This window comes from bacterium (assembly GCA_035703895.1).
Classification (GTDB): Bacteria; Sysuimicrobiota; Sysuimicrobiia; order Sysuimicrobiales; family Segetimicrobiaceae; genus Segetimicrobium.
In genome coordinates, this window is sequence record DASSXJ010000172.1 from 1 (window position 1) to 20,338 (window position 20,338).

18 protein-coding genes are annotated in these 20,338 nt (G+C 67.2%); all 18 read left to right on the forward strand.

From position 1 onward, the window contains the following. On the forward strand, positions 1-874 hold an 874-nt coding region (locus VFP86_12145; protein HET9000388.1), incomplete at its 5' end, for a glycosyltransferase. Further along, positions 871-2,280, forward strand: coding sequence for a UDP-N-acetylmuramate--L-alanine ligase (gene murC, locus VFP86_12150; protein HET9000389.1), 1,410 nt, complete (start codon positions 871-873; stop codon positions 2,278-2,280). The genes VFP86_12145 and murC, both read left to right, overlap by 4 nt. After that, positions 2,273-3,202, forward strand: a complete 930-nt coding sequence (murB, locus tag VFP86_12155) for a UDP-N-acetylmuramate dehydrogenase (GenBank protein ID HET9000390.1) — start codon at positions 2,273-2,275, stop codon at positions 3,200-3,202. The genes murC and murB overlap by 8 nt, the downstream gene beginning before the upstream one ends. After that, positions 3,202-4,062, forward strand: a complete 861-nt coding sequence (locus tag VFP86_12160) for an FtsQ-type POTRA domain-containing protein (GenBank protein ID HET9000391.1) — start codon at positions 3,202-3,204, stop codon at positions 4,060-4,062. Before murB ends, VFP86_12160 begins: the two co-directional genes overlap by 1 nt. Positions 4,063-4,084: 22 nt before the next feature. After that, positions 4,085-5,326, forward strand: coding sequence for a cell division protein FtsA (gene ftsA, locus VFP86_12165; GenBank protein HET9000392.1), 1,242 nt, complete (start codon positions 4,085-4,087; stop codon positions 5,324-5,326). A 167-nt stretch (positions 5,327-5,493) separates the two neighbouring features. Next, a complete protein-coding gene (gene ftsZ, locus VFP86_12170; protein ID HET9000393.1) occupies positions 5,494-6,573 on the forward strand; it encodes a cell division protein FtsZ in 1,080 nt (359 codons plus the stop codon). Between the two features lie 101 nt (positions 6,574-6,674). Further along, positions 6,675-7,733, forward strand: a complete 1,059-nt coding sequence (locus VFP86_12175; protein ID HET9000394.1) for a site-2 protease family protein — start codon at positions 6,675-6,677, stop codon at positions 7,731-7,733. After that, positions 7,730-8,488, forward strand: a complete 759-nt coding sequence (locus VFP86_12180) for an ABC transporter ATP-binding protein (protein HET9000395.1) — start codon at positions 7,730-7,732, stop codon at positions 8,486-8,488. The genes VFP86_12175 and VFP86_12180 overlap by 4 nt, the downstream gene beginning before the upstream one ends. Continuing rightward, positions 8,485-9,747, forward strand: a complete 1,263-nt coding sequence (locus VFP86_12185) for an ABC transporter permease subunit (GenBank protein HET9000396.1) — start codon at positions 8,485-8,487, stop codon at positions 9,745-9,747. Before VFP86_12180 ends, VFP86_12185 begins: the two co-directional genes overlap by 4 nt. A gap of 135 nt (positions 9,748-9,882) precedes the next feature. After that, complete coding sequence (locus VFP86_12190) at positions 9,883-10,665, forward strand: ZIP family metal transporter (protein ID HET9000397.1); 783 nt, start codon at positions 9,883-9,885, stop codon at positions 10,663-10,665. 1 nt (position 10,666) lies between these two features. After that, positions 10,667-11,719 (forward strand): hypothetical protein, encoded by a 1,053-nt coding sequence (locus VFP86_12195; protein HET9000398.1) that lies wholly within the window; start codon positions 10,667-10,669, stop codon positions 11,717-11,719. A 217-nt stretch (positions 11,720-11,936) separates the two neighbouring features. Continuing rightward, entirely contained in the window at positions 11,937-12,461 is a 525-nt protein-coding gene (gene nrdR / locus VFP86_12200) for a transcriptional regulator NrdR (protein HET9000399.1), read from the forward strand. A gap of 51 nt (positions 12,462-12,512) precedes the next feature. Next, complete coding sequence (locus VFP86_12205) at positions 12,513-16,175, forward strand: adenosylcobalamin-dependent ribonucleoside-diphosphate reductase (protein ID HET9000400.1); 3,663 nt, start codon at positions 12,513-12,515, stop codon at positions 16,173-16,175. Between the two features lie 11 nt (positions 16,176-16,186). Beyond that, positions 16,187-16,483: a hypothetical protein gene (locus VFP86_12210; GenBank protein HET9000401.1), complete on the forward strand. Its 297-nt coding sequence runs from the start codon at positions 16,187-16,189 to the stop codon at positions 16,481-16,483. Positions 16,484-16,554: 71 nt separating this feature from the next. Further along, positions 16,555-17,493, forward strand: coding sequence for a phosphate/phosphite/phosphonate ABC transporter substrate-binding protein (locus VFP86_12215; GenBank protein HET9000402.1), 939 nt, complete (start codon positions 16,555-16,557; stop codon positions 17,491-17,493). 63 nt (positions 17,494-17,556) lie between these two features. Continuing rightward, positions 17,557-18,348 carry a phosphonate ABC transporter ATP-binding protein gene (phnC, locus tag VFP86_12220; GenBank protein HET9000403.1) on the forward strand — a complete coding sequence of 264 codons (792 nt, stop codon included), beginning with the start codon at positions 17,557-17,559 and terminating at the stop codon, positions 18,346-18,348. Then, positions 18,348-19,514 carry a phosphonate ABC transporter, permease protein PhnE gene (phnE, locus tag VFP86_12225; GenBank protein ID HET9000404.1) on the forward strand — a complete coding sequence of 389 codons (1,167 nt, stop codon included), beginning with the start codon at positions 18,348-18,350 and terminating at the stop codon, positions 19,512-19,514. The genes phnC and phnE overlap by 1 nt, the downstream gene beginning before the upstream one ends. After that, a complete protein-coding gene (pgeF, locus tag VFP86_12230) occupies positions 19,445-20,272 on the forward strand; it encodes a peptidoglycan editing factor PgeF (GenBank protein ID HET9000405.1) in 828 nt (275 codons plus the stop codon). Before phnE ends, pgeF begins: the two co-directional genes overlap by 70 nt. Positions 20,273-20,338: the final 66 nt, after the last annotated feature.

Genomic DNA, 20,338 nt, shown 5'->3' on the forward strand with positions numbered 1-20,338 from the left:
CGGTGGAGTCGCCGCCGTGCCCTCCGTGATCGCCGCCGCCGTCACGAACGTGCCGGTCGTCGTCCTTGAGGGAAACGCCCTCCCCGGACGGACGAACCGCACGCTGGCGCGGTACAGCCGCGTCATCGCCGTCTCCTCCGAGGAGGCTGCGGGCCGGCTGCCGGCAGGTCGGACCGTGATGACCGGGCTGCCGATCCGCCGGGAGGCGTATACGGCGACACGGGAAGACGGCCTCGCCGCCTTTCGGCTCGACCGGGGCCGAAAGACGGTGGTCATCATCGGCGGCAGCCAAGGGGCCGCTCGGCTCAACGCCGCAGCGGAAGAGACCGTGCGCCGGCTCGCATCCCGGGGCGATCTGCAGGTGCTCCACCAGGTCGGCAGAGGCTGGAGTGGGGTAGAGCGGGCGCCGACGGGAGCGCCGCTGCAAGTGGCGCCGCTGCAAGTGGCGCCGCCGCCCGGACCATCACCTCTCGAGGGGGCGATCCGGTACCTCCGCGTCCCTTACATCCAACACATCGGCGCGGCGTATGCGTGCGCGGATCTCGTCGTCAGCCGGTGTGGGGCAAACGCGCTCGCTGAGATCACCGCGAACGGGCGTCCTTCGATCCTGGTGCCCTATCCTTTTGCGGCAGACGACCACCAGACGTGGAATGCGTCCGCGGTCGTCGCCGCGGGCGGCGCCGTGCTCATCCCCGACGCCCAGTTGACCGGGGAGCGTCTGGCGGGAGCCATCACCGATCTCTTCGACACGCCCGGCCGGCTCGAGGCGATGGCGGCCTCCGCCCGGAGCCACGGGCGTCCCGACGCCGCCGACCGGGTGATCGCGCTCGTCTCTCGCCTGGTGGAACCGCTCGCGGAAGGGGTCCGCGGATGATCCCGGCGGGATCTCGCGTGCACTTCGTGGGGATCGGGGGCGCGGGCATGAGCGCGATCGCCTCGGTGCTGCTGGCGCGCGGGTACGCGGTCTCCGGATCCGATCTCCGCGAGAGCGAGGTCACGCGGAGGCTGCGGGCGGCCGGCGCGCGCATCCAGATCGGCCACGCGCCCGAGAACATCGAGCCGGACCAGGTGGTGGTCATCAGCCGGGCCGTACCCGAGGGCAACGTCGAAGTGCAGATGGCCAGACAACGCGGCGTCCGGGTTTTGCACCGGGCCGAAATGCTGGGCGGCCTGATGGAGGGGAAGCGCAGCATCGCCGTGGTCGGCACTCACGGCAAGACCACCACGACGTCGATGATCGCCCGAATCTTCGAGCAGGCGGGGCGCGATCCGACGGTGCTCATCGGCGGCGAGGTGGATGACTTTGGCGGCAACGCGCGGGCCGGACGCGGAGAGGACCTGGTTGCGGAAGTCGACGAGAGCGACGGGTCGCTGCTCCGGGTCGCTCCGCAGATCGCGATCGTCACCAACATCGACGCCACCGATCACCTCGACTTCTACGGATCGATGGAGCAGGTGCTCGAGACGTTCCGGCGGTTCCTTTGGCGGCTTCCGGCGTCCGGGCTTGCGGTCATTTGCACCGACGCCGCTGCCGGGCGCACGCTGGCGAACGATCTGCGTGCCGCGCGGGGGGCGCGCGCGGTGACGTACGGCCTCGAGCCCGGAGCAGACTACACCGCACGGATCCTCGAAATGGCCGGTCCGCGGACGGTGTTCGATGTCCGAGGGGGGGATCGCACGCTCGGAAACCTGACCCTGCCCGTCCCCGGCGCATACAACGTGCAGAATGCGCTCGGCGCGCTCGCGGCAAGCCTAGAGCTCGGCGTGCCGTTTGGGTTGGCCGCCACGGCGCTCGGGACGTTTCGCGGCGTGCTGCGGCGATTCACGGTCCGCGGGGACGTCGGTGGAGTGCTCGTGGTCGACGACTACGCGCACAACCCGACGAAGGTCCACGCGTTGCTTCAGGCGGCCCGGCAATGCTGGCCTGACAGCCGCATCATCGCGGTGTTCCAGCCGCACCGGTACAGCCGCACGCAGACGGTGGGCCCGCAGTTCGCCGGCGCGTTCGATCCGGCGGACGAGGTCATCATCACCGAGCTCTACGCAGCCGATGAACCTCCGCTCCCCGGCGTCGATGCCGGGATCATCGTGCGTGCCGTCGGCGCGCGGCGGGCCGTGCACGCGATCGCGGATTCGGCGGAGGTGGCGGCCTGGCTGGAGGCACACGTGCGGCCGGGTGACCTCGTGCTGACGATCGGCGCCGGGGATGTGTGGAAGATTGGCGATGCCCTGGTCACGCGGCTGCGGGCGCGGGCGGCGGGAGTGACGGGGCGTGGGTAGCGTCGCGCAGGACGTCGTCGCGGCCCTCGAGCAGTTGTGCCCGGGGGGCGTGCGGCGCAACGAGCCCCTGGCCCGTCACGTGACCTTCCGCATCGGCGGCCCGGCCGATGTGCTCGTGCTGCCGCGCTCGCTCGATCATCTGATTGCCTGCACCGCGTGGATGTATCGGGAGGGCCTTCCGTTTGTCGTGTTGGGGCGGGGCAGCAATGTGCTGATCGCGGACCGCGGCGTGCGGGGTGTGGTCATCAAGACCGGCCGGGGCCAGGAACATGTCCGGTACGACGGGAGCGATGTCGCTGCCGAGTGCGGCGTCAGCCTTCCCCAACTGAGCCGGGCGACCGCCGCCCGGGGGCTCGCCGGGCTCGAGTTCGCTGCGGGGATCCCGGGATCCGTGGGGGGAGGAATCGTCATGAACGCGGGCGCCCACGGATGCGCCTTGTCCGAGGTGGTCCGCGAGGTGCGCGTGCTCACCCCAAGCGGAGAACGGACATGGTCCCGCGAGGAAATGGGCCTCCAGTACCGGCAGAGCCGGCTGCAGGCTGAACGCGGTGTGGTGCTGGAGGTCACCCTGAACCTCACGCCCGCCGATCCTCGGGTGTGCCTCGAGCGTCTGGATGCCTGGCTCCAGACGCGCAGCGACACGCAACCGTTGGGGCCGCCCAGCTCCGGATGCATCTTCCGCAACCCGGTGGGGGACCATGCGGGCCGTCTCATCGACGTCTCGGGCGGAAAGGGCATGCAGATCGGCGGGGCGACGGTGAGCGACCGGCATGCGAACTACATCCTCAACACCGGCGGGGCGACGGCGGACGAGGTGGTGAGGCTGATCGCGGAAGTCCGGGCCAGGGTTCGGGATCGGTCGGGGATCGACCTCGAGCCGGAGATCAAAATGATCGGGGATTTCGAATCGGGGGGGCTGTGATGTCTGTGGTGGTGCCCCTTCCCGTGGATCGTCCGGCCGACCGCAGGCCGCGGCGTGTCTCGCTCCGGCGGATCGTGCGGTTTCTCGCGGCCATCTCGATGCTGTGCGGAGCCGCCGCATTTCCCGCCTCCTCGGTCTTCGCCCTCCACACCGTGACCGTGACGGGCAATACGGCGGTTCCGGCGTCGACGGTCCTCCGGCTGGTCGACCTCCAGCCCGGGCTCAACGCCTTCCAGGTCGACGCCGGGGCGATTCGGGAACGACTGCTGACCGATGCCCGCATCGAGAGCGTCACCGTCGCCATGGAGGACTTCCCACGCGGGGTCCGGTTGGCCGTCCGCGAGCGGGCGCCGATCGCGGCGCTCGACGCCGGGGGAGAGTACGTCATGCTCAGCGCGGACGGGGTGGCGATCACCACCGCCGCGGATCGAGGTGCGCAACCGGTCCTGATTGTTGACCGCCTCGACCCGACCGACGTCTCGATCGGCCGGGTGGCGCAATCCCCCGAGGTGCGTCTCGGAGCCCGCGTCGCGGGGATGCTGCCGGACCCGCTCAGGGACCGGATCACCGCCGTGCGGGTGAATGGCGCAGGTGAGGTGGTGCTCGCGCTGCGGGACGGCATCTCGGTGCGGTTGGGCGGGATGAAGGGGATGGACGAACGCGTGGAGATGGTTCCCCAAGTGCTCGACGCGATTGCGACTCGAGGCCTCCAGGTGGAGTCGGTGGACCTGCGCTTCCCCGGGAGCATCGTGGTGCGGCCCATGCGGGCGTCCGGGGCGCCTGCTCAGCCGGGCGCGTGGCAGGAGAACCCCTCGAGACGTGGAATAAGGCCCGCGATGCACCGTCCATCCTTCCCTTAGTCGAAGCCGGAGGTGCACCTGCTTGGCCAAGCGGGGACCTTTGGTGGGGCTTGATATCGGCACCACCAAGGTCTGTGTTGTCGTCGCAGAACCCACCGAAGACGGAGAGGTCCACATCACAGGGATGGGGGCCTCTCTGTCTAGTGGTGTGCGTAAGGGCGCGGTGATCGATCTCGAGGCCACCACGCGCGCCATCGAGGAGTCCGTCGACAAGGCGGAGCGGATGGCCGGGGTGAGGATCGCCGGTGCGATCGTGGGCGTCTCGGGCGGACACCTCGCGTCCCAGAACAGCCGGGGCGTGGTCGCCGTTTCCCGAGCCGACCACGAGATCGGCGAACAGGATGTGTCCCGCGTCGTGGAGGCGGCGCGGTTGGCGGCGGTCCCGGCGAGCGACCGGGAGATCGTCCACCTGCTCCCCCGCGATTTCATTGTGGATGGACAGGACGGCGTCAAGAACCCCGTCGGGATGTACGGGACCCGCCTCGAGGTCGAAGCCCACATCGTCACGGGGGCCAGCACGGTCCTGGCGAATTTGTTAAAGTGCGTGCAGCGGGCCGGATTGGAGAGCGAAGCGCTGGTCCTAGAGCCCCTGGCCTCAGCCGAAGCCGTGCTCTCTCCCGCGGAGCGGGACCTGGGTGTCGCCCTGGTCGACATCGGCGGAGGAACGACCAGCCTCGGGATCTTTACAGGGGGAGGGCTGTGCTACACCGCGGTGCTTCCGTATGGAGGCAACCATGTGACAAACGATATCGCCGTCGGGCTTCGGACCTCGTTTGGTGACGCGGAGCGCCTCAAGATCCGCCACGGGTGCGCGATGCCGGCGATGATCACGGACGGCGACAGCATCGAGGTCGTCCACGTGGGAAGCCGCGAGCCCCGGCTCATGCCGAGACGCATGCTGAGCGAGATCATCGAGCCGCGGATCGCGGAGATGGCTGGGCTCGTGCGCGCCCAGCTCAGCCGCTCAGGGTTTGCCTACCGGATCCCGGCCGGGATCGTGGCCACGGGGGGCACCGCCGCGTTGCTCGGGCTCGCAGATCTTTTCGCGGAGCGGTTGGGGATGGCGGCTCGGGTAGGACTGCCGGAGATTCCGGGGAGCGTAGCCGACACGGTGAGCAGCCCGGCATACGCCACGGGTGTCGGATTGGTGCTGCACGATGCGCGCCGCCGGAGGGTGGGCCGGAGTGGGCGGAGTGTGAACGGCGACGGAACGATGTACGGTCGGGTGCGCCAGTGGTTGCGGGAATTCACCCTGGGGGCGTAAGTCCAGGGAGACGACGCAGCAGGCATGAGAGGAGTCGACGGAGGATGACGCCGGCACATCGGTCGAAACACCCTGTTCACCGGATGCTCACGTGGGGATCGGAGGCGGCCGAAACGCAAGGGGAGGAGAAGCAGGCTTCTCCTCCAGATCTGGTGGGAGGGGTGATGATGGCGGGAGCTGAGCGGGACCTCCGGGGATACGCGGCGATCAAGGTCGTCGGGGTTGGCGGGGGCGGGAGCAATGCGGTCAACCGGATGATCAGCGCGGGGCTCCGGGGTGTTGAGTTTATCGCCATCAACACGGACGCGCAGGCGTTGGCTCTGAGCAACGCCGACAAGAAGATCCACGTGGGGGGCAAACTGACCCGAGGACTTGGCGCGGGCGGCGATCCGGAGATCGGCCGTCAGGCGGCGGAGGAGTGCCGGGAGGAACTGACCGAGGCCCTCGAGGGCGCGGACATGATCTTCGTCACCGCGGGGATGGGCGGGGGGACGGGAACCGGCGGCGCGCATGTCGTGGCGCAGGTGGGCCGTGAGCTGGGGGCGTTGACGATCGGCGTCGTCACCCGACCCTTCAGCTTCGAGGGCCGCCGCCGGGCGGTTGTGGCCGACGAGGGGATCCGAAACCTTCGCCAGCGCGTCAACACGGTGATCACGATTCCGAACGACCGGTTGCTGCAAGTGGTCGACAAGAGCGCCACGGTGGTCGAGGCGTTCCGCGTGGCCGACGACATCCTCCGGCAGGGAGTCCAGGGGATCGCCGACCTGATCACCGTACCCGGGCTGATCAACCTCGACTTCGCCGACGTCCGCGCGGTCATGACCGAGGCGGGGTCGGCGCTGATCGGCATTGGCGTGGCGGACGGCGAAAACCGCGCCGTCAAGGCCGCCCAGGCCGCGATCGCCAGTCCGCTCCTGGAGACGTCGATGGACGGAGCCCGCGGGGTTCTCATGAACATCACGGGCGGGACCGACCTGGCACTGTTCGAGGTGAGCGAGGCGGCCCAAGTCGTACAGAAGGCCGCCGACGCAGACGCCAACATCATCTTCGGCGCGGTGATCGATGAGCGGCTGGACGGCGAGGTCCGCATCACGGTGATTGCCACCGGCTTCGAGGGCCGCCGTCGAGACCTCGAGGACACCGGGGAGGGGGAGGTCGCCGTCACGGTCGGGGAGGGCGGCGTCCCGAGCACCCCCCGCCTGGAGCGTGACGACCTGGACATCCCGGCCTTTCTTCGGAAGCGCTAGACTGGAAATCGCATCTCTCCGGCCCGGGCGCGGCGGCTGGCTACGTCGCGTCCGGGCCGCGGCTCTTTTCCCTGTCCATCCCCGGTGGTAGGCTAGAATCCATGGCAACGGTAGCTCCGGACCGCTTCACCGCGATTCAGGCTGCGGTGGAAGCGACGTTTCAGGTCAACGGGATCGAGGTCCAAGACGGCCGTCTGGTGTTCGATATCCTGCCGGGGGAGGACGGCAAGGAGCGATTCCTCCGCCTCCGCGAGCATCTCGATCCCATCGGCGTCCTCCCGATGCTCCGGCGGCGCCAGGGGCGAACCGTGATCCTGCTGGCGCCGAAGCCGCCCCAGACCCGTCTCCAGTGGGCTTTGCCCGTGGCGTTGTTCGTGGCGACGCTCGCGTCCACGTTCTTCGCCGGGTATCTCAACGGCACGGGGGACGGCGGGCCCGGGCGGCTCACCCCGTGGGCGAGCGGCGTCGCGTTTTCCCTCCCGCTGATGGCGATCCTCTTCTGCCACGAGATGGGCCACAAACTCGTCTCGATCTGGCGCGGGATCGACGCAGGGTTGCCCCTATTCATCCCCATGGCGCCCCCGTTCGGGACGATGGGGGCGGTGATCCTGATGCGCACGCCCGCCCCGAATCGTGACGCGCTCGTGGACCTGGGGGCCAGCGGTCCCATCGCGGGGTTTCTCGTCGCCATTCCCGTGCTCATTTACGGGATCGCGCACTCCACGGTGATCGCGAATCCTGCCGCCATCCACGGGTGCCAGTTTCCCTCCCCGAAGCTCGTGGATTTTCTGATCGCCCGGCTGCTTCATCCCGATCCGTCCGCCGACGTCCTGTTTCATCCCGCGGCGTTCGCCGGATGGTTCGGGCTGCTCGTGACCGCGATCAACCTGCTTCCAGGCAGCATGCTGGACGGCGGCCACGTCACCCGCGCGGTGTTTGGCGCCCGCGCGCACCTGGTGCTGTCCATCGCGGCGGCCGTGGTGGCGTTCGTCTTCAAGTACTGGTTGATGGGCGTGCTCATCCTCCTGCTGCTGCGCCGCGGGCACCCGGGGCCCCTCGACGACGTGTCGCCGGTGACCCTCAGCCGGAAGATCATCGCGGCGGCGCTCGTAGTGATCTTCGCGCTCAGCGTCGTGCCGCTCGGGTTCTCGTGTCAGTGACGGGACCCGGGACTTCGCGCGATTCGTCCGTCCTCGTCGAAGCGCAGGACCTCCAGAAGCGATTCCGCAACTTCCATGCCGTCAAGGGCGTCTCGTTCCAGTGCTACGCCGGCGAGGTATTTGGCTTGTTGGGACCCAACGGCGCGGGTAAGACCACGACGATCCGGATGCTCACGACGATTCTCCGGCCGACCTCCGGCACGGCGCGCATCGCCGGGCACGACGTCACGAGGGAGCCCGCGGCGGTGCGAAGCGTGATCGGCGTCCTGCCGGAGAACGCGGGGATCTACGGCCGCCTCACGGCGCGTGAGGCCGTCCGCTACGCGGGCCGCCTGTACGGCGTGCAGCCCGAGGTGCTGGAGGGACGGGTCGAGGCGATTCTCGAGGCGCTGGAGTTGACCCCCGACATGGACCGGGTCACGGACACCTTCAGCAAGGGGATGAAGCAAAAGGTGAACATCGCGCGCGCCCTCGTCCACGATCCTCCGGTCGTCTTCCTCGACGAGCCCACGTCGGGATTGGACGTCATCTCGGCGCGCTCCGTGCGAGACTTCGTCTCCCGGTTCAAGCAGGACGGGCGCTGCGTCATCATGTCCACGCATGTGATGGAGGAGGCAGAGCGGCTGTGCGATCGGGTCGCCATCATCGCCGCGGGCCAAGTGCAGGCGGAGGGGCGGCTCGACGACCTCAAGGCACGCACGGGAATGGGGTTGGAGGAGATCTTTGTCCAGCTCGTGGAGGATACCGTTCGATGATCGTTCGGGCGAGTGGATGGCTGCGGCAGCGCCTCGCGCCGGGGAGCATCCCCCCGAGCGCGGCGCAGCCGTTGGGACCGGACGTGCGGACGGTGTTCGCGAAGGAGCTCTTGGAGGCCTCGCGAGACCGGCGCACGCTGCTGGTCATGATCCTGCTGCCCGCGATCATCATGCCGCTGGCGACGCTCGGGATCCCGTATCTCGAACAGCGCCAGCAGCGCGCGATCGCGACCTCGACGCCGTCCGTCGCCATCGTGGGGCAGGCCTCCGGGCTGGTGCACCTCGCGTACACGACCAAGCTGATTCGCCCCGTCAAGACGAACGATCCGGTCAAGGCGCTGCGCGAGCGGCGGGTGCTCGCGGTGCTGAAGATCCCTCAGGGGATGGAAGCCACCATCGCGCGCGACGGCCAGGTGCACGTGGTGATCCAGTACGACGCCAGCGACTCCGAGAGCGTCGCAGCCCGGAACAAGGTCGTCGACCTGATCTCCCGCTACAGCCAGCAGGTGGTCGCGCGCAGGCTCCTGGCCCGCCATCTGAATCCGACCGACCTGCTCCCGGTGGTGCTGGACGAGCGCAACGTCGCCACCCAGCGGCAGCTCTCGGGGCTCCTGCTCGCGAGCCTCCTGCCGTTCTTCATCGCGATGTGGGCGGTCGTCGGCGGGATGTCGGTGGCAGTCGATCTGGCCGCCGGGGAGAAGGAGCGGGGCACGCTCGAGTCGCTGCTCGTGACGCCGCCGACCCGGGAGGCCATCGTCGTGGGGAAGTTCCTGGCCGTGCTCGCGGCGTCATTGGGCTCGGTGATCATCGTGATCACGACGATGATGCTGAGCCTGCGCTGGGGCTATCCGTATCTGGTCCACACGTCCACGAAGCTCGACGTCAGCCTGCCGCTCGGCACCGCCGTGGTGCTGCTCGGCATCGCGCTCTTGTTCTCCGGCCTGGTGAGCGCGATCCAGCTCGCGGTCAGCGTCTACGCCCGGTCCCCGCGAGAGGCGCAGCAGTACGTGACGCCGCTGTACTTCGCCATCGTCCTCCCCGGCCTGGCCGTGCAATACATCAGCGAGTGGCAGGCCACGTCGTGGGTGTACCTCATGCCGGTGCTGAATACGTTCTTCTCGTTCCGCGAGTTGCTGTTGGGCACGATCAACTGGTGGCACCTCGCGCTGACCGCGGTTTCGTGCATCTTCTACGCGACCCTTATTCTCGAGGTGGCGATTTGGTTGTTCGGGCGAGAGTCGGTGATTTTCCGCACCTGACCGTGCCGAGGGATTGAGTTGATAGAGCCTTGACGGTATTCTTGACTTAGCTACTCTAGAATCCGAGGGCGGTCGGGCGGCGGTCCAGGACCTGGGGGTGCCGCCTCCGTCGTGCTGGAGGGTCGAGACGGGTACATGACACAGTGGCAGACGGTCGCGCTCGGCGGCGTGGCGGGCCTGACGATCTATCTTGGGCTTCCCGTGGCGCGGCTTCGGCAGAGGAACCCCGGGCCCCAGAGCCTGCTCAACGCGCTCGCGCTCGGGGTGCTCCTGTTTCTGATCTGGGATATCCTGTCGAAGGCGTTGGAGCCGATCGAGGCGGCGATGAAGGACGGGATGAAAGCCGGACACTGGGGCCCATTTGGACTGCTTGCGGCGATGCTTGTCATCGGGCTCGTCGTGGGTCTGGTCGGTCTGGTCATGTTCGATGCCGGCGCCGTGCGCCGTTCTCAAGCAGCGCGGACCCCTGCGCAACTCGCTCTGATGATCGCCGTCGGTCTGGGGCTGCACAACTTTTCCGAGGGCCTGGCGATCGGACAGGGCGCCGCCGCCGGGGCGGTTGGCTTTGCCGTGATCCTCGTCGTCGGATTTGGCCTCCACAACATCACGGAAGGCTTTGCCGTGGCCGCCCCTCTCGCTGCGGCCGGAGAGACCCCTACGTGGGCGTTCTTGGGGATGGCCGGGCTCATCGCGGGCGGGCCGACGTTCCTCGGCACGCTCGTGGGATACCGCGTGACGGCGCTCCCGGCGTTTGTGCTCTTCCTGGCGCTGGCCGCAGGCGCCCTCTTCTACATTGTCGGTGAAATGTTCGTCGTCGGCCGCCGCTTCCGCGCACCGATCTGGGGGGCGTGGGGGATCGCGGTCGGGTTCCTCATCGCCTATGGGACGGATCTTATTCTAACCGCGGGGGGCGTCTAACGTGCCGCCAACCCGGTTCGACCGGCGGAGCCTGCTGCGGTGGGGCGGACTGGCCGCGGCCGGCGCGGTGGGGGCTGGGGTGGTCATCCGCACCGTGCGGCCGCATCGCGCTCCGCGGCCCACCGCCACGATGCCGGCGGCCCCGGCGCGACCGGCCCCCCCATCCCGGCGGTTGGTGGCTTTGATCGCCAACAGCCTCGGCAACACGCTGACCGTCGCAGACGCCCGCACGTTCGCGCCGATCGACACCATCGCAGTCGGGCAGGAGCCGCACAAGTTTCGGCTGACGCATGATGCAAAAGCCGTCTACTCGTGCAATACCAGCAGCAACGAGCTCATCGAGATCGATCTGGCCACGCTGCATCCCCGCCGGCGCATTCCGATGCTGGATCCCTACAACGTCATGTTTACCAAGGACGGCCGCCACCTCTACAAGGTCGCCTACCGGTACGACTTCGTCGAGATCCACGACGGCGAGACCTTCCGCCCGCTCAAGCGTCTCCGGACGGGCCGCCAGCCCAGCCACATGTGGTTTTCCCCCGACGGCCGGTGGTTTGTCAATTCGAATCAGTTTTCGGACAGCGTGAGCGTTATCGACACGGAGGCGCAGCGGGTTGCGCACACCCTGCGCGTCGATCCGCAGCCGGCTGGGGTTCAGATCTCGCAGGATGGGCAGTACCTCTTTGTGGCGAGCCACGTGGGGACCATCAGCGTCTTCGCCACCGACGAGTGGAAGCCCACCAAGAAAGTGCACAGCGGGAAGGGCGCCCACGAAATGGTCGCCTCGCGGGATGGCCGCACCATCTTCGTCACGAACCGGTATGAGAACACGGCCAGCGTGTTCGACGTCGCGACACAGCGGGTCGTAGAGAAGTTTCCCGTGCCCGGCGGGCCGGATATGCCGATGCTGAGTCCCGATGGATCGCGCCTGTGGATCTCCGGGCGATTTGACGACACCGCTTCTGTGGTCGACGCAAAGACGTTGGCGCTCCTGGCCACGTTCCCGACGGGCCGCTCGCCTCACGGGGTCTTCCTGGGGTTCTCGGAGGCATAAACCCGGCCGGGTTCCCCCGGCCGGTCCTTCTGCTCCGACGTCACGGTGCGCCGGTTCTTCCGGCGGCTAGAATCGGCGCCGCGCTTCCTACGAGCCCAATTACCGTGGTGCCATTTCAAGCCCTCCCCCGATTTGCGCATTTACACCGTTTGCACCACCATATCTTGTATGCTAGTATGCCTCTTGCGCCTATATATAGATAGAGGGTCGAACATCTGTGCGATGCCCTTACTGCGGCGGAGAGGATAGCAAGGTCCTTGACTCCCGAGCCAGCGACGAGGGGGAGGCGATCCGCCGCCGCCGGGAGTGTCTCAGCTGCAAGCGCCGCTTCACGACCTTTGAGCGGGCCGAGCGGATCGTCCTCCAGGTCGCGAAGCGGGACGGGCGCCGGGAACCGTTCGACCGGACGAAGGTGTTGACGGGCATGCTCCGCGCATGCGAAGAGCGGCCCGTCCCCAGGGAAGTCCTCGACCAGGCGGCGAGCGCGATCGAGCGTGAACTCGCCGAGCAGGGGACACTCGAAGTCGCGAGCCGCGAGATCGGTGACCGGGTGATCGAGCGGCTCCGGCATCTGGATGATGTGGCCTACGTTCGGTTCGCGTCCGTCTACCGCAGGGTTGGCGATGTAGACCGCTTGGTGGAAGAGATTCAACGGCTCAAGGCCCGAAAGCAACTCGAAGCCGAATTGCAGTCGCAGATCGAGCTCATCCCGCTCCTGCCCCAACGCCCGGGTCAGCGCTAATTGTCCATGCGTTCCGTTCCGCACTCCTAATTTGTTTCTGGAGGGTGCCTGATGTCGACGTCGTCTGAACCCACCGCCCGACCCCAGCAGTCTTCGGGCCCCGCGCCGCTGCCCGCGGAGACCCTCGAGTTCTTTGCCGGTGACGAGCTGCGGACACGGGTCTTCATCGATAAGTATGCGCTCCGGGATCGTGAGGGACGAATCCTCGAACAGACGCCGGTCGAGATGTGGGAGCGCATCGCGCGGGGGGTGGCGAGCGTCGAAGCCACGCCCGAGTTGCGAGAGCGCTTCGCCCGTGAGTTCTACTGGCTGATGGAGGACTTCCGGTTCATCCCCGGGGGCCGCATTATGCATGCGGTCGGCAATCCGAAGCGTGTGACGGCTCTGAACTGCTTTCCGGCGGGGACACGGGTGTTGACCCGCGAGGGATTCAAGCCGATCGAGGGGATCCTGCCGGGAGAAGAGGTCCTGACACACCGCAACCGCTTTCGTAAGGTCACACACACCATGAATAGAGAAACAGCCGAGGCATTGCGCACGGTACGGCTTTGGTATCTCGGCGACCAGCCGGTTGCGGCTACGAAAGAGCATCGGTTTCTGGCGTTTGACGGCTCCCGAGTGGACTGGGTGGAAGCCAAGAACCTGACCGCCGCCCACTACATCAAGGCCGGCCGGATCGATGAGACATTGCCGGTGCGCGAGCTCGACCTTGCCGACTATGTCAGTGCCGCAGCCATCGAAGATGAAGTGGGCAAACTGTACACCGTCACTGCCTACGTAGGCGGTCAGGGCGCACGAGGACACACAGAAAGTCGGAGGGTCGCCCGGAGGGTTCCTCTCGACGAACGGTTCGGCCTGTGGCTCGGGTTTTTCATGGCAGAAGGCGGTATGACCGACAACAGTGTGTATTTCACGTTCAGTAAGGACGAGGAGCCTTACGCGGAAGCCATTTACACCCTGTCCCAGCAATTGTTCGGGGTAGAAGCCGCCATCCAGCGACGCGACGGCCAGGAAGGTCACTGGATGCGTGTCTACGTACACAGCAAACTGATGGTCGAGTTCATGAGAAACTTCTTTGATGGAGCATTCCACGCCCATGACAAGCGCCTTCCGGCGTGGTTCCTGATGGCACCAAAGACAGTGCAGAAGGCGTTCATTGCCGGGTTGTTCTCGGGCGATGGCATGGTCCGTGATGGCTTCGCGAGGCTGTTTCTGGCGAACCCCGATCTGGTTCGGCAGGTCTTCGCTATTCTTCTCCGGCTCGGAGTGGTGGCCTCGATTCGTTGGGAAGGCATTCTCCGCTATACACGGCACCGCGGCATGTGGATCACCATTGGGACCCAACGATACGTCGAGGCCATTCAGCACTGGCTGGAGGGGAAGTGGGACTACGAGGCGACGCTCGAGGAGTCTCCCTCTAACTACTTTTACAAGGTGGTAGACGGCGATCTGTTTGTGAAGGTCAAGGAGTGTGGATGGACGCCCCAATCCGGAGGAACGGTCTACGACCTCAGCGTTGAAGATGACCACTCATTCGTGGCCGAGTTCGCCGTTTCTCACAATTGCTACGTCATTCCCATCAAGGACGACTCGATCGAAGCCATCTTCGAGTGGATGAAGGAAGCGGCGCGCACCTATTCGCTCGGCGGTGGCGTCGGCGGTGACATCAGCGTACTGCGCCCCGCGGGTGCGCCCGTAAACAACGCCGCGCGCACCAGCACCGGCTCGACTTCGTTCATGGAGCTGATGTCGCTGACCACGGGGACGATCGGGCAGAGCGGCCGCCGAGGCGCGCTCATGATCACGATCGCGGATCACCATCCCGATGTGCTCGACTTCACGAAGATCAAGCGGAACCTCAGCCGTGTCCGCTACGCGAACATCAGCGTGCGGATCACCGATTCGTTCATGCGGGCGGTCGAAGCGGATGCGATGTGGGACCTCTACTTCGAAAACGATCGCGTGAACGTCCGGCGCTCGATTCGCGCCAGGGAGATCTGGAGCGAGCTGATCCGCGGTGCACGCGACTTCGCCGAGCCCGGCGTCATCTTCTGGGACTCGATCAAACGGTGGAGCACATCTGAATACAACGGCATGCACGTCACAACGACCAATCCGTGCAGCGAGATCCCGCTTGAACCTTATGGAGCATGTTGCTTGGGCAATCTTAATCTGGCGACGTTTGTGAAGGATCCATTCGCCCCCCAGGCGCAGGTGGACTGGCCACAGTTGGACCAGGCACTCCGGCTGGCGACGCGCTTCCTCGACAACATACTCGACTACAACGCCGACAAACATCCGCTCCCCGAACAGCGTGAGGCCAGCCTCTACTCGCGGCGGATTGGGGTTGGGTTCACCGGCCTGGGGGACTTGTTGTGCAAGCTGCGCCTCAAGTACGACACGGAGGAGGCGGTCGCGTTCGTGGACCGGTTCTTCGACCGGGTCAAGAACATCGTCTACGACGAAAGCGCCTACCTCGCCCGCGAGAAGGGGGTGTTCCCGGGGTACGATCGGGACCAGCACCTCCAGGGGCGGTTCCTTCAGACGCTTGATGCGTCGGTGCTCGAGCAGATCCGCGAACATGGGCTGCGCAACGTAGCCTTGCTGACCGTGCCGCCGGTCGGGAGCGGGGCGGCGCTCGCGGGGACGACGAGCGGGATCGAGCCGATCTTCGACCTGGGGTACACGCGGCGCAGCGAGTCGCTCTCGCAAGAAACCTTCACGGTGTACCATCCGCTGGTCAGGGCGTACATGGAGCAGTTCGCGATCGCCAGCGAGGAGGCGCTTCCCGAGTACTTCGTCACCGCGCACGAGATTCAGCCGGAGATGCGGGTGCGGATGCAGGCCACGATCCAAAAGCACATCGATCACTCCATCTCCTCCACGGTGAACTGCCCGGCCGACGTGACGGAGGAAGATGTAGCCCGGATCTATTTCCACGCCTGGAAGCAGGGGTGTAAGGGCATCACCGTGTACCGCGCGGACTCGCGCGAGAACATCCTGACCGCCGGGACGCAGCGGTCCATGCAGGCGGCGGGGACGGCTGGAGGCGGCACGGCGGCGCGGCCGGCGGAGGTGGTCGCCCCCGCGGCGGCGGCCGCTTCGAGCGACCGGCATACCACGCGGGCGCGGCCTAAGGTGACGACCGGGCGCACCGAGCGGATCGAGACGCCTCGGGGCCGGATCTACGTCACGATCAACGAGGACGGCGCGGGGGTGTGCGAAGTCTTTGTCCAGTCGCTCGACGTGGAGGCCGACGCGATCGGCCGGATGGCCTCGCTGGCGCTCCGCACGGGGGCCGACCCACGCGATGTGATCGAGCAGTTGTGGCGGGTGCAGTCTCGGGAGGTCTCGATCGACCGATCTGCGGATGGGACGATTGTCCGGGTGACCACCGTGGCCCAGGGCGTAGCCCTGGCGGTGGGTCGCACCTTGTACGGTCCCGGATTTCGCCCCGATTCGTTCTTCCCGATGGCCGACCGCCTGCCCGCACCCAAGCTTACGAACGGGCACGCGTACGGCGCGGGGACGGGCGAGGTGAAGCGGGAGGCGGCCGCCGTGCTGGCGGCGGGGGCTGAGCCATCGACCATCTCGGTGGAGGATGTGCAGCAGCCGTTGTTGACCTTTGCCGGCGTCTGCCCCGACTGTGGCAGTTCGCTGATCCACGAGAACGGGTGCAGTTCGTGCCGCTCGTGCGGTTACTCGCGGTGCTGAGGAGCCCGGCGATGAAAAAGCCCATCCGCGAATCGTCCCCACCGACAACCGGTGAGCTGATCAACCGGCTCTCGCACGAGCGCCTTCTGCTGTACCGACGGGGCGCGGGCCGGCCGTTTCCCCGCGACGTCCGCGCCCGGCTGGTGGAGATCGTGCGCGAGCTGGATCGCTTGTGGGAGGTGCGGCGCCACGAACTGGCTTCGCTGCCGTTCCCGCTGCACGCGGCCCAAGCGGCCGAGGCCGCGCAGGCGACCCCGGCCGGGCCTTCTCCAAAGGCCCGACCCCGGAGCGATCGCGAGGTCGCGTAAGCGGGAGGAGAAACCTCCCGGCCGCCAGAAGTACCCGCCGGCCTCATACCCTGCTGCAAGGGAGGCATCGCGTGGCCATTCGGCGACTTGGCGCTCTGGGGCTCACCGCCGCCCTCATCGTCGCAATGCTGGCCGGTCTGCCGGTGACGCCGGCCCCCGCGGAGACGAAGCTGGTGATGGCCTTCGTCCCTTCCGGCGAAGCGCGGACCATCCTGGAATCCGGGAACAAGCTCGCCCATCTGCTCGAGGTGGCGACCGGGTACCGGTTCGAGTCGTTCGTCGCCACGAGCTACGCCGGGGTCATCGAGGCGATGGGGGCGGGACGAGCGGACATCGGCTGGCTGAACACATTCTCCTACGTCATCGCGCATCAGAAGTATGGCGCAGAGGTGCGGCTGGTCACGGTCCGGTTCGGCCTGCCCTATTACCGGGCGGAGATCATCGCTCAATCGAGCGCGGGGATCAACACGCTCGCCGACCTCAAGGGCAAGCGATTCGCGTTTGTGGATCCGGCCAGTACCTCCGGCTACCTCTTCCCCCTCGCCGGGCTGAAGAAAGCCGGATACGATCCGCAGAAGTTTTTTGGCCAGACGATCTTTGCCGGCTCGCACAACAACGTCGTGCTGGCCGTCTACCAAGGCCGGGTCGACGCGGGATCGGTGTTCGAAGATGCCCGCGGGAGCGTCCAGAAGACCCTTCCGGACGTCATGCAGAAGTTGAAGGTCGTCTGGAAATCCGATCCCATCCCGAACGACACCGTGACCTTTCGGCGCGAGCTCCCTGGCGACGTCAAGGACCGGGTCACGAAGGCGCTGCTGCGCTTCTCCCAGGACCCGGCCGGGCTCGACGCGCTGAAGAGTCTCTATGAGATCGAAGCGCTTGCGGACTATCCGCTCCTGGTGAGCAAGTACAAGATCACGGCTCCTACGCTCGACGCGTTTTACACCCCCGTCCGCGACGTCGCGCAGTACGCGGGCATCAACCTCGAAGACCTCATCAAGCCGCGCTAGGGTGCGCGTCGTCGCCGCCGGGCTGAGGCGGGTCCGGCGCTAGGGGACCGGCCGGCCGCGAACGTGACGACCAGGGCGGGCGCCGGCATCGAGCCGATCCTACGGATCGAGCACCTCACCAAGGTGTATGAGGGCGGCACGCGGGCGCTGTCCGACGTTACCTTCGATGTGGCTCGCGGCGAATTTCTCATCATCATCGGTCTCTCCGGCTCGGGGAAATCCACGCTCCTTCGCTGCATCAACCGGCTGATCGAGCCCACATCGGGGAAGGTGTTCTTCGGCGGCCGGGAGGTGACGGGCGCGTCGCAGCAGGAGCTGCGGGAGATCCGGCGCAAGATCGGCATGATCTTCCAGCAGTTCAACCTGGTCAAGCGGGCTCCGGTGGTGACCAATGTCCTGACGGGGCGCCTGGGGTATCTCCCGCCGATGTGGTCCCTCGGCAACTACTTTCCGGGATCGCTGGCTCGGGGCGCGATGGCCAATCTCGAGCGTGTGGGCATCCCCGAGAAAGCGTTCACGAGAGCGGATGCGCTGTCGGGAGGGCAGCAGCAGCGGGTCGGGATCGCGCGGGCCCTCATGCAGGAGCCCCAGCTGATCCTGGCAGACGAGCCCGTCGCGAGCCTCGATCCGGCGACGTCGCATTCGGTCCTGCGCTACGTCGAGGAGCTCAACAAGAAGGACGGGATCACCGTCCTGTGTTGCCTGCACTTCCTCAGCCTCGCCCGCCGCTACGGGACCCGCATTCTCGCCATGAAGGCGGGCCAGATCGTGTACGACGGTCTGCCGCACGAGATCGACGATGCCCGGTTCAAAGCCATTTACGGCGAAGACGCGGTTGAGGTGGAGATTCGCTGATGGCGGTCGAGGAGCTGAGCCGCCCCGAGCCTGTGGAGAGCCGGCGACCAACCGTCTGGTATCGTTCCCGGAGGTTCTACTTCGGCGCGCTCGCAGTCCTCGTGGTCTACGGCTATGGGTGGAGGGTCACCCAGATTCGGCTGGGGGAGCTGTACCGGGGCGCCCATCTCATCGCCCCGTTCGTGACGGCGCTGGCCTCCCCCGATGTGATGATCCGGGATCAGCACGTCCAGAAGGCCGCCTCGCCATTCTACTATGGCGGAGAAGCGCCGCCGCCGGCCGCCTCCGGGGGCGGCGCCCGCCTCACGCTGTCGCGGGTCACCGGCGCCATCGGCGATCGCGTCACGGTGACCGGCGAGGGGTTCGCGACCAACCGTCAGGGGATCCTGTGGTGGGAGAATCAGATCGGCCAGCGCCAGCAGCTCGGATCGTTCACGACCGATGCGCAGGGGCGATTCTCGCTCGCGTTCACGGCCCCGGAGGTGCAGGGGACCCATAATACGGTGAGCGCCGAGGTGGTGACCGGGACCGGGCCGCTCCGGCCCAGCCCCACGCTGCTCACCGTGCTCGACCGGATGGTCGAGACGATTTTTCTCGCCCTCATGGGGACGACCATGGGCGTGATCTTCGCGGTCCCGTTCTCCTTTCTGGGGGCGAAGAACCTGACGGTCAATCTGCCGGCGGGCGCGATCGTCTACGGGGCCACGCGCGCCTTCTTCAACATCGCGCGGTCGATCGAGGCGCTGGTGCTGGCGATCGTCTTCACCGTGTGGGTCGGCTTGGGGCCGTTCGCAGGAGTGCTGGCCCTCGGCGTGCACAGCATCGCCTCACTCGGGAAGCTGTACTCCGAGGCGATCGAGAGCATCGATGCCGGGCCGATCGAGGCGATCACCGCGACCGGGGCCAGCGCCCTCCAGGTCGTCCGGTATGCGGTCGTGCCGCAGATCGTCCCGCAGTTCATCGCGTTCACGATTTACCGCTGGGACATCAACGTCCGCTTCAGCACGGTGATCGGGTTCGTGGGCGGAGGCGGGATCGGGTTCGTGCTCCAGCAGTACATCAACCTTCTACAGTGGCGGCAGGCCGCGACCGCGCTGTGGATGATCGCCATCGTGGTGGCGGTCCTCGACTACGCGAGTGCGGTGGTGCGCGAACGGATCGTCTGAGCGACTCTCTCATTCCCGCGCACGCGCTCGACGCCACCGGGCTCGTCCGCGCCGCGTTCACGACCCGCCTCGGCGGCGTCAGCATCGGCCCGTACCACAGCCTGAACCTCTCCCGCAATGTGGGCGACGACCCCGAGGCGGTGTCCACCAACCGCGGCCGTCTCGCCGCGCTGCTGGGGATGGCGCCGCGTGCGCTTGTGGAAGCGGAGCAGGTGCACGGCAGCCGCGCCGCGGTGGTCGCCTCGGGTGGCGGCCCGATCCCGGGCATGGACGCGCTCGTCACCAACCGGGCCGGCCTCTGGCTTGCGATCTACGCCGCGGACTGCGTACCGGTGCTCCTCGTCGACGCAGAAACACCGGGAGTGGCCGCCGTGCACGCCGGGTGGCGGGGGACCGCCGCGGGTATCGTCCCCGAGACGATCGCGCGAATGCGTACCGCGTTTGGGACCGACCCCGAACGGTGCACCGCGACGCTGGGCCCGGCGATCGGCGGGTGCTGCTACGAAGTGGACCTCCCCGTTGCCCGCGCGATGGAACAGGCGCCCTGGTGGCCGGAAGCCGCCCGCGCAACGGGGACCGAGCGGTGGCACCTCGATCTCCGGACCGCGATCCGGCGTCAGTTGATCGACGCGGGGGTCCCCGCCGTGCGGATCGCCTCCGTCCCCTTGTGCACCTCGTGCAGGCCCGACCTCTTCTTTTCGTACCGGCGGGACGGCGTCACCGGCCGCATGGCCGCCTGCATCAGCCTGCTCGGCTAGGGCAAGGACCTCGTTCCCCCTCCGTCGAATAGTTCCCGCCCTTGGCGCTCGCCGTCGAGCAGGCAG

What these genes read in the sequence shown, in the direction of transcription:
- murC (HET9000389.1), top strand. Translation starts at nt 871, where the DNA reads ATGATCCCGGCGGGATCTCGCGTGCACTTCGTGGGGATCGGGGGCGCG.
- VFP86_12160 (HET9000391.1), top strand. Translation starts at nt 3,202, where the DNA reads ATGTCTGTGGTGGTGCCCCTTCCCGTGGATCGTCCGGCCGACCGCAGG.
- ftsZ (HET9000393.1), top strand. Translation starts at nt 5,494, where the DNA reads ATGGCGGGAGCTGAGCGGGACCTCCGGGGATACGCGGCGATCAAGGTC.
- VFP86_12175 (HET9000394.1), top strand. Translation starts at nt 6,675, where the DNA reads ATGGCAACGGTAGCTCCGGACCGCTTCACCGCGATTCAGGCTGCGGTG.
- VFP86_12185 (HET9000396.1), top strand. Translation starts at nt 8,485, where the DNA reads ATGATCGTTCGGGCGAGTGGATGGCTGCGGCAGCGCCTCGCGCCGGGG.
- VFP86_12190 (HET9000397.1), top strand. Translation starts at nt 9,883, where the DNA reads ATGACACAGTGGCAGACGGTCGCGCTCGGCGGCGTGGCGGGCCTGACG.
- VFP86_12205 (HET9000400.1), top strand. Translation starts at nt 12,513, where the DNA reads ATGTCGACGTCGTCTGAACCCACCGCCCGACCCCAGCAGTCTTCGGGC.
- VFP86_12210 (HET9000401.1), top strand. Translation starts at nt 16,187, where the DNA reads ATGAAAAAGCCCATCCGCGAATCGTCCCCACCGACAACCGGTGAGCTG.
- phnE (HET9000404.1), top strand. Translation starts at nt 18,348, where the DNA reads ATGGCGGTCGAGGAGCTGAGCCGCCCCGAGCCTGTGGAGAGCCGGCGA.